This is a genomic window from Streptomyces sp. NPDC057543 (genome assembly GCF_042801895.1).
Taxonomy (GTDB): Bacteria; Actinomycetota; Actinomycetes; order Streptomycetales; family Streptomycetaceae; genus Streptomyces.
The window spans coordinates 1-9223 of record NZ_JBHVFF010000318.1; the positions used below are offsets into that span (position 1 = coordinate 1).

Genomic DNA, 9223 nt, shown 5'->3' on the forward strand with positions numbered 1-9223 from the left:
ACGTAGGACGGCGAGAACCTGAACACGCACCACCGCGGGCCCTTCGGGCGTGACCGGCGCCATCCGCCACGCCCTGGCGCTCAACCTGCGCCACCACGGCCAGCAATTCGGCGCGGACAATCTGCGCTGGTCCGACCTCGACGAGGACGTGATCACGCCTGGCCCATCCACGTCCGAAGGCGTGGGCTGAACTCCTGCTGACGCCTGCACGAGGCTCTGCGCGAACCGCTGCCGGAAGGGTTCATCATCCTCGATGGCACCCTGATCGCCATCGACCGCATCGCGGAGGATGAGCCGTACTACCCGATGAAGCACCGTTGCCGGCGCCGGGGTCGGCATCCTCCGCGGCACATCCTCGGTCGTCTACCACCTGGCCAACCTGGAACGGTCCGGTGCGCCGATACGCGACGGCCGCGGCTGGAACACCTTCCGCCGGGCCCCTGGCCGCGCTGTCAGGACTCGACCGGCCGCGGTGAGGCTGTGTCGCGGCAGTGGGGGTCAGCGCCAGTCGGGAGCGCCGGAGGCAGTCGGCGGGAGACTCTCGATCTTCGTCCGCGTCTCCTGCATGACCGCGACGATCCGGGTTCTGTGCTCCTCGCTGAGCCGCGCCACCGGCACCGAGCAGCTGATGGCGTCGGTGGCCGGTGAGTCGTACCGCAGGGCGAAGCCGAAGCCGGCGATGCCGGTCACCGTCTCCTCGTGGTCGATGGAGTAGCCGCGCTCGCGCACTGCCGCGAGGTCGGCGAGCAGCGTGGTGCGTTCGGTGTGCGTGTTCTCCGTCAGGGCCGCCAACGGGCCGCCGGGCAGCGGCAGTCGGTCGTCGGGACGCTCGGCGAGCAGCGCCTTGCCGAGCGCCCCGGCGTGGGCCGGGATTCGCCTGCCGACCCGGCTGATGGTGCGCAGGTACTCGTGGGACTCGCGCGTGGCGAGGTAGACGACGTTCGTGCCGTCGAGCCGGGCCAGATGGATCGTCTCGCCGAGCGCGTCCGAAGCCTCGTCGAGGTAGGGGCGGACGGCGCGCACGTGCGGGTCGCTGTCCAGGTAGCTCGTGCCCGTGTGCAGGGCGCGGATCCCTATGCCGTAGAGGGAACCGGTCGTGTCGGAGCGCACCCAGCCGCAGCCGACGAGGGTCTGCAGCAGTTGGTACATGCTGCTGCGCGGCACGTCCAGTTCCTCGGCGAGTTCGTCCAGACGGGCCGGCCGGTCGCCCCGGGTGGCGAGCAGTTCGAGCAGCGCGACGGTACGGGCCGCCGACTTCACTCCACGGACCCGGCTGTTCTCACGCATGGCCACATCGTAGATCCGTGCTGCCGCACCCCTTGACCGTTTCACGTTCAACCGCTTAGCTCCGCTCTCATACGTGTTCGCCATCTGCATATGAGGATGAGATCTGTTGGGGCGGTTCAGTGCTGCGGCAACCGAAGGCGTCGTTCACCGGCTGCGCCAGGGCATGGGGGACGGGGTGCTGTCCTTCCCTCTCACGAGCTTCCGGGACGACGGCAGCCTCGACCTGGACTCGTACCGGATGTATTTGGCCACGCAGGTGGCCACCGCACCCGGGACGGTGTTCCCGGCCTGTGGAACCCGGGAGTTCAGCGCGCTGGACGAGGACGAGTACCGTGCGGTCGTCGAGACCGCGGTCGAGGTGACGGACGGTCGGCTGCCCGTGCCGCCTGCAGCTCCTCGCGCGCCTCGACGGCGTGTACGAGGACTTCGAGGACGTCGACCAGGGCGCCCATCGGTCATGGGGTCCGGCGTGGCGGGGATCGGCTACGGCTGGGCGCAGGTGCTGCGCTTCGCCCGCGTCGCGCAGGAGGCCGGTGCCGACGCCCCGCTGGTGATGCCGTACTACCTCGTCGAGGCCCCGCAGGACGGCCTGGTCGAGCAGATGCGCCGGATCGCGGCCGGGACCCGGCTGCCGCTGATCGCGTACCAGCGCGGTCAGGTCGCCTTCACCGGCGAAAGCGTGCGCCGGATCGCCGAGATCCCCACGGTCATCGGCCGGAAGGACGGGCACAGCGACCTCGATCGGCTCCAGTGCCTCACCCATCGGCTTCCTCTTCCTCAACGGCGCCGCCACCGCCGAGATCCAGGCCCGCGCGTCGCCACCGTCGGCGTCCCGGCCTACTCGTCAGCCGTCCACGCGTTCGCGCCCGAGATCGCCGGCACCGCCCTGCGCGAAGGCGACGACGCGGCGGTGAACAAGCTGCTGCGCGACCGCGCCGGGGTTACGCCGTGTCCCTGGTCAAGGCCGCGGCCCGGCTGCGCGGATTGCCGGTCGGCCCCGTACGCGCCTCGCTCACCGGCCCCGGCCCGGCCGACCTCGCCGACCTGGAGCGGATTCTCGACACCGGGCTGAACCTGGTCGGCGCCGACCGCCGCCCTACCGCATAAGACCGCCAGACCATTCAGTAGCCAACAGTTCAAAGGGGAACTGACATGCCGCTCCTCGTAGTCGGGATCAGCGTTCTGGTCCTGTTGTTCCTGATGACCCGCCTGAAACTCAACGGCTTCGCCGCGCTCCTGATCGTGGCGGTCGGCGTCGCGCTGGTCCAGGGGATTCCGGCGGCCGGCATCCCGGACGTCCTCTCCGAGGGCATCGGGGGGCAGATCGGCGACACCATGCTCACCATCGGGCTCGGCGCCATGGTCGGCCGGATCATGGGCGACTCCGGAGCCGCCCAGCGGATCGCGGGCCGGCTGCTCGATGCGTTCGGGCCGCGCTGGGTCCAGGTGGCCATGGTGGTCACGTCCATGCTCATCGGCGTGACCATGTTCTACGAGGTCGCCTTCATCATCATCGTGCCCATCGCCTTCACGCTGGTCAGGGTCACAAGGGTGAACCTGCTGTGGGTGGGCCTCCCGATGTCGATCGCCCTTTCCACGATGCACAGCTTCCTGCCACCACACCCCGGCCCGACCGCAGTGGCCGCGACCTTCCACGCCTCCGTCGGCCACACCCTCTTCTACGGCCTCTTCATCGCCGTACCGGCCGGTGCGCTCATCGCGCTCGTGTGGCCGCGCCTGCCGTTCGTCAGGGCGATGAACCCCTCCGTCCCCAACGGCCTGGTCAGTGAGCGCGAGTTCACCGAGGAGGAGATGCCCGGCATGGGCTGGTCGCTGTTCGTGGCTCTCTTCCCGGTGGTGCTGATCGCCGGCGCCGCCGTGATCGACATGGTCACGTCGGGCGAGAACTCGGTCCTGCACGTCGTCGCCTTCATGGGCTCGGCACCGATCGCGCTCCTGCTGACCCTAGCTCTGGCGGCCTGGGCGTTCGGACCGAGGATCGGCCGCAGCATGGCGGACGTCAGTGCCTCCTGCGGCTCGGCGGCTCAGGCGATGGCGATGATCCTCCTGGTCATCGGCGCGGGCGGAGCCTTCAAGAACGTACTCGTCCAGGGCGGGATCTCCGACTACATCAAGGACGTCACGGAAGGCTGGTCCATCTCGCCGATCATCCTGGCGTGGCTGATCGCCGTCATCCTCCGCGTCGCGCTCGGCTCGGCGACGGTTGCCGTCGTCACGGCCTCCGGCGTGGTCCTGCCGCTCCTGGCGGGCAGCGGGATCCACCCCGAGATGATGGTGCTCGCCGTCTCGTGCGGGTCGATCGCCTTCTCCCACGTCAACGACCCGGGATTCTGGCTGTTCAAGGAGTACTTCAACCTCTCTGTCGTCGACGCGATCAAGGTCCGCACCACATATACGACGGTGCTCGCGGTCCTCGGGCTGGGCGGCGTCCTGGCGGGCGAATGGGTCCTCGACGCGCTCAGTCTCTGAGACACCCGGAGCCTCTGAGAAACGTGAAGAACGACTGAAATATTCGATCACCACCCCCCACCCCGCCTCACCCTCGCAACCCTCGCACCCGAGCTCGTACGCAAGGAATCTGACCAGCATGAGCCAGCCGACCATCGCCCACTTCGCCGTGTATCCCGTCGCCGGCCGCGACTGCATGGAGCTGAACCTCTCCGGCGCCCACGGCCCCTTCTTCACCCGCAACATCGTCGTTCTCACGGACTCCGACGGCCGTACGGGACTGGGGGAGGTGCCCGGCGGCGAGAAGATTACCCAAACGCTGCGCGACTCCGAATCTCTGGTCGTCGGCGCGAAGGTGGGCGACTACAAGCGCGTCCTGCGTGAGATCGGAAGCCGGTTCGCCGACCGGGACTCGGGCGGACGAGGTGCCCAGACCTTCGACCTGCGGACCACCGTGCACGCCGTCACCGCCGTCGAGTCGGCGCTGCTCGACCTGCTCGGCCAGCACCTCGGCGTGCCGATCGCGGCGCTGCTGGGCGACGGTCAGCAACGTGACTCCGTACGGGTGCTGGGCTACCTCTTCTATGTCGGCGACCCCGATCGCACGGACCTGGAGTACGTCCGGGAGCGAGACTCGGACGTCGATTGGTACCGCATCCGGCACGAGGAGGCCCTCACACCCGAGGCGATCGTCCGCCAGGCCGAGGCGACGTACGGCCTGTACGGCTTCCGGGACTTCAAGCTCAAGGGCGGAGTCCTGCCGGGCGCTGAGGAGGTCGAGGCCGTACGCGCGCTCAAGGACCGCTTCCCCGAGGCGCGGATCACCCTGGACCCGAACGGCGCGTGGTCGCTGCGCGAGGCGGTCGAGCTGTGTTCGCCGCTGGTGGGCACGCTCGCCTACGCCGAGGATCCCTGCGGGGCGGAGGGTGGCTACTCCGGACGCGAGGTCCTCGCCGAGTTCCGCCGCGCCACGGGCCTCCCGACGGCGACCAACATGATCGCCACCGACTGGCGACAGCTGGCCCACGCGCTGGCCCTGCAATCGGTCTCCATCCCGCTTGCCGACCCGCACTTCTGGACCATGCAGGGCTCGGTGCGCGTGGCCCAGTTGTGCAATGCGATGGGCCTGACCTGGGGCTGTCACTCCAACAACCACTTCGACATCTCGCTCGCCATGATCACGCACTGTGGTGCCGCGGCCCCGGGCGAGTACAACGCCCTGGATACGCACTGGATCTGGCAGGAGGGCCTGGAGCGGCTCACCGTCACCCCGCCACGGATCGTCGACGGCGAGATCGCCGTCCCCGACGCCCCCGGCCTGGGCATCGAACTCGACATGGACCGCCTCCTCGCGGCCCACGAGCTCTATCGGAAGGAGGCGCTGGGGGCGCGGGACGACGCTGCCGGCATGAAGTACCTGGTGCCCGGCTGGGAGTTCGACGCCAAGAGTCCCTGCCTGGTGCGCTAGATACTCCGTCCGGCGGATCGGGCCGGCTCCGGGCAACGGTTGCTTGGCGGCCCTGGTGAGCGGGGCGTGCCCTGCCCCGCGATCCCGGCTCGATCCGCCGGACGGGCCCCAGGAACGGCGGCGCGGTGTGCCGACGAGTCCGGCCGGAGAACCGCGAGGGCCGACGGACACCTCGCCGCCCACTTCGCAGCCCACGAAGAAGTCGGCCTGCTGGCCCACGGCATCACCGGGTTCTTTCACGCCTGAGACGCGCAGGGCGAAAGACGGGGCTCTGGTCGTGACCGGATCTCCCTGACTCCCGAAGGCCGAGTGCCCCGACGCCTCCGAGGCTGATGGACGGGGGCCGGATTCCCGAACGTGGGGATTCGGCCCCTCTCGTGTGCACGCAGCGCAGCATTCGCACGACAAGGTCAGGCGTCGCCGTAGAGAGCCCGCGTCACCTCCGTTGTTCAGGTCGGGTCGCCTGACAGCGGGGGCGGTGCCGTCCCGCGTTCAGGACAGGCCGCAGGCGCCTCGGCCGCGGGCCGGCTGCGCAGGTCCGGTAGTGCGGCTCAACCCTGCTCGACCGCTGGGGCGCCGGGGCCGGCGGGGGCTGCGCTACTCGGGCGGGTACGAGAACGCACGCTGCACCCCAGCCGGTGAGCTGCCGCCGGCTGCCTGAGGCCGCGCACGCGCTCCGCCCGCAGGTCCGATCCGGCCGGGCCCCGCTTGGATTCAACTTCTCGCAGCCAACAATGTGTTGCGAGCATGTCAATTCATCCCTTACGTTTACGCGCGTCAACTCGACCCGCACGCCGTGGATTTGATGGCGCGTCCGTCACCTGCTGACCTCCCCACCGCGACCAGCGCTTGCCAACCGCACACAGCTCCGACGCCCCACTACCAGCCGTCGATGGCCGCACCACTGCCACCCCCAAGCGCGTCGCAGTGTCCCTCCACACCCCCTGGGAGCACCATGCCTGCAGCCACCCTCTCGCGGTTCAGACCCGGTAACACCGGTACCGGCTCCCCGCCGAACGCTCACCTGTGCGGCCGGACTGCTGGCTGCCGTCCTGACCCTGCTGCTCGCGCCCGGCACCGCGGCCACAGCCACGGCCGCCGACGACCGCGGGACCCCGGTGCGCATGACGCACCCGGACCAGGACCACGCCGGATCAGGGCTCCCGCGTCTGAGCACAGGATCAGGATCACTGTCGGCCGCGGTTTCGGCCGCCGTCAGCACGGGTCCGGCCGGCCTCGATGCCAGCGGTTACCAGGGCAGCGTCGACTGGACGTCCGTCAAAAACCAGGACGCCGCCTTCGCCTACGCGACCCACCGCCGGCCGCCGGTTGGCCCACCGTGCACCAGGGGGCCGACGGTGAGCGGGTCAAGACCGTCCAGTACCTGCTCAACGCACAGGGCTCCGCGCTGACGGTGGAGGGCTCGTTCGGGCCCGCGACCGACTCGGCGGTGCGTTCGTTCCAGTCCGCGCGCAGCCTCACCGTGGACGGCATCGTCGGTTCCAACACCCGGCAAGCACTTGTCGCTTGACCTTCGGCACGTCACCAGATGAGGAGACTTCCATGAATCCGGCACGACACTCCGGTCACGGTATCGACCGCCGCGGCCTGCTCCGGGGAGCCGCAGGGCTCACCGCGACGCTCGGCCTGGCAGCGACGGTCAGCCTCGGAACGGCGGGCAGAGCCTCGGCCTACGGCTGGACCCGTACCCTTCAGCAGGGTGCCTCCGGCCCCGACGTGGTGGAGCTGCAGATCCGCGTCGGCGGCTGGGCCGCGTCCAGCGCCCAGCAGACCTACGTCGGCTGGGACGGCGCCTTCGGCCCGGCCACGGCCGCCGCCGTCCAACGCTTCCAGTCCGCCTACGGCCTGGGCGCGGACGGCGTCGTCGGCCCGCAGACCCAGAGTGTGCTGAACAGCCTTGAGGCCGGCGACGGATCGACCGCCCACTTCAACTTCAGCGAGTTCTACTCCAAGGACGGCTCCGGCTTCAACAACGGAAAGGTCGGATCCGCGACGGTCAAGGAGAACATACGCCGGCTGATGTACAAGCTGGAAGCCGTGCGCAAGAAGGCCGGCAACAGCTCGATCACGATCAACTCCGGCTTCCGCAGCATCGCGCACAACGCCGCGTCGGGCGGCGCGTCCAACAGCATGCACCTCTACGGCGTCGCCGCGGACATCGTCGTCTCCGGTCACAGCACCCTGCAGACCTACAGGATCGCCGAGACCTGCGGCTTCTCCGGCCTCGAGGCGTACACACACTCGTGGCAGCACGTCGACAGCCGCGTCCAGTACCCCTCTTACGGCTCCGGCTCGTGGTGGTGGGAGAGCGGCGTGGCGTGATCCGCCCGCTCCGGCACACCTGGCCCGTCCGCGCCGCCATGGCACGGACGGGCCCCCGCGACCCCCGATCCTCGCGTTGCCCGGTATCGCGGCCGGAAGCGACGGTCCGATGATGTCGTCCGTGCTGATCAGCAGCGTGGGTTTGGACGAACTGCACGGCGACACCGTTGCGTTCGCCCCGGGCGGCCCGACGTCCCGTCGGCTGGCGCGGCTGCTGCTGGAGCAGAGGTACAGGGTCCTCGCGCGGTACGTCCCCGGCTCGTCCGACCCGGCGTCCGTGCTCCGCGGGGCGGACGCCGCGGTGTACCGGGACCGGACACCGGCCGGGCCGCGGGTCTACGACCTCGCCGGGCCGTGGCGCGAGTGGACCGGCCTGCCGTTCGTCTTCGCGGTCTGGGCGGTACGCGGCGAGTTCGCCGGGTGCCGACCGGACGCCGTGGCGCCCGCGCACCGCAGTCTCCTCGCCGCCCGCGACCTCGCCGGGGCCGAAAACTCCGAGCTCGCCGCGCGCACCGCCCGCTGGGGCGACGCGACGACACTGGAACGCTATTTCGGCGCCGTGGACTACTCGTTCGGGCCGCGCCAGGTGGCCGGACTCGCGGAGTTCGCCGGCCCGACTGGTCACCGCGCACCCGTCACGCCCAGCCGTGGTGGCGGGCGTACCACCCCAGCTGGATACGGGTGGTGACCCCGGCCTGGGCCATCAGCGACTGGATGCGCCGCTGCACGGTGCGCGCCGACATGTCCAGTTGCCCGGCCACGGCGTTGTCGGTGAGGCCGGCGAGTAGCAGCCGCAGGATGCGGGTGTCCACGGCGTCGATCCCGTGGTGCGGCTCGCCGTAGGGGCGTGCCCGTTCCCACACCGCATCGAAGAGTGCCTGGGCCACATTCGCCAGGCCGCCGCGCAGGACGAGGCTGGGGTCGACTTCGCTGCCGCGGCCGTGCAACGGCAGCATCGCCACCTCGCCGTCGCAGACGATGAGTTTGAGCGGTATCTCTTCGATCGTCCGTACCCGCATGCCCCGGCCGAGCGACTCGTCGACGTTGTCGGCCGCGCCCGGTTTGCTCAGGAAGCTCTGGTCGATGACGGCGCGCACCCGGAGGCCGCGCGCGAGCACGGTCGGCTCCTCGGTGTTGTCCGGGCCGACCACCTGGACATCTCCGGTGACGAAGGTGTCGATCCTGCGCCGGGCGGCGAGTTGGAGCTGGACATACCGCTGCCGCACGGCGACCCGGCCCTCGACCAGCTCCATCAGATCGCGCTGTGCCCGGCCCATGCTGCCGGTGCGGTAGGTCTCGACCAGCTCGGCCACGGCGAGCTCGGCGCGCTGAAGGCGTTCGCGGTGCGCGGCCAGCTCCGCGCCGAGCGCGACTGCTGGTGACGCGGCGGCGTAGTTGCCGTCACCCTGCCGGCCGACCAGGCCGCGGGCGGCCAGCGAGTCCAGTACGGCGACGATCTGCGTACCCGGTACGGCTGCGGCCTCCGCCACTTCGTAGGGGGTGGCGGCCAGCCGTGTGATCAGCACCCGGTAGACGTTCTCCTGGACGGGGGTGAGCCCGAGATCCTCCAGCATCAAAGCCGCCCTCCGGTCGCTGCGCGCTGTCCGTAAGGCGGATTCTCGCAGCTCGTCCGAGTGCGTGATGCCTGGGTACGGA

Annotated in this window: 8 protein-coding genes and 1 pseudogene; 7 read left to right on the forward strand and 2 right to left on the reverse strand. The window is 70.2% G+C overall.

Features of this window, described 5'->3' with window-relative positions:
• Nucleotides 1–49 precede the first annotated feature (49 nt).
• Complete coding sequence (locus tag ACFU8Q_RS35200) at nt 50–190, forward strand: hypothetical protein (protein ID WP_384462306.1); 141 nt, start codon at nt 50–52, stop codon at nt 188–190.
• Nucleotides 191–498: 308 nt separating this feature from the next.
• Here ACFU8Q_RS35200 and ACFU8Q_RS35205 read toward each other — a convergent pair whose 3' ends face one another.
• Nucleotides 499–1287: an IclR family transcriptional regulator gene (locus ACFU8Q_RS35205; RefSeq protein ID WP_384462309.1), complete on the reverse strand. Its 789-nt coding sequence runs from the start codon at nt 1285–1287 to the stop codon at nt 499–501.
• A 163-nt stretch (nt 1288–1450) separates the two neighbouring features.
• On the opposite strand from ACFU8Q_RS35205, the pseudogene ACFU8Q_RS35210 reads away from it, so the two are divergent.
• The 6 genes and pseudogenes from ACFU8Q_RS35210 (at nt 1451) to ACFU8Q_RS35235 (ending at nt 8255) form a co-directional block, all read left to right on the forward strand.
• Nucleotides 1451–2394: pseudogene (locus ACFU8Q_RS35210) on the forward strand (dihydrodipicolinate synthase family protein).
• Between the two features lie 45 nt (nt 2395–2439).
• On the forward strand, nt 2440–3777 hold the full coding sequence (locus ACFU8Q_RS35215) for a gluconate:H+ symporter (protein ID WP_384462311.1): 1338 nt from the start codon (nt 2440–2442) through the stop codon (nt 3775–3777).
• A gap of 118 nt (nt 3778–3895) precedes the next feature.
• A complete protein-coding gene (locus tag ACFU8Q_RS35220) occupies nt 3896–5224 on the forward strand; it encodes an enolase C-terminal domain-like protein (RefSeq protein WP_384462314.1) in 1329 nt (442 codons plus the stop codon).
• Between the two features lie 1339 nt (nt 5225–6563).
• Entirely contained in the window at nt 6564–6755 is a 192-nt protein-coding gene (locus tag ACFU8Q_RS35225; RefSeq protein ID WP_384462317.1) for a peptidoglycan-binding protein, read from the forward strand.
• A 32-nt stretch (nt 6756–6787) separates the two neighbouring features.
• The gene (locus ACFU8Q_RS35230) at nt 6788–7567 is read left to right on the forward strand and encodes a D-Ala-D-Ala carboxypeptidase family metallohydrolase (protein WP_384462319.1); all 780 of its coding nucleotides are present in this window, start codon (nt 6788–6790) and stop codon (nt 7565–7567) included.
• Between the two features lie 76 nt (nt 7568–7643).
• Nucleotides 7644–8255 (forward strand): MqnA/MqnD/SBP family protein, encoded by a 612-nt coding sequence (locus ACFU8Q_RS35235; RefSeq protein WP_384462322.1) that lies wholly within the window; start codon nt 7644–7646, stop codon nt 8253–8255.
• Here the strand turns inward: ACFU8Q_RS35235 and ACFU8Q_RS35240 are convergent.
• Nucleotides 8203–9223: helix-turn-helix domain-containing protein (locus ACFU8Q_RS35240; RefSeq protein WP_384462325.1), on the reverse strand; the 1021-nt coding region annotated here is incomplete at its 5' end. The genes ACFU8Q_RS35235 and ACFU8Q_RS35240 overlap by 53 nt on opposite strands.

Excerpts from the sequence above, each read along its gene's own strand:
- ACFU8Q_RS35220 (WP_384462314.1), top strand. The coding sequence starts at position 3,896 with ATGAGCCAGCCGACCATCGCCCACTTCGCCGTGTATCCCGTCGCCGGC.
- ACFU8Q_RS35215 (WP_384462311.1), top strand. The coding sequence starts at position 2,440 with ATGCCGCTCCTCGTAGTCGGGATCAGCGTTCTGGTCCTGTTGTTCCTG.
- ACFU8Q_RS35230 (WP_384462319.1), top strand. The coding sequence starts at position 6,788 with ATGAATCCGGCACGACACTCCGGTCACGGTATCGACCGCCGCGGCCTG.
- ACFU8Q_RS35205 (WP_384462309.1), bottom strand. The coding sequence starts at position 1,287 with ATGCGTGAGAACAGCCGGGTCCGTGGAGTGAAGTCGGCGGCCCGTACC.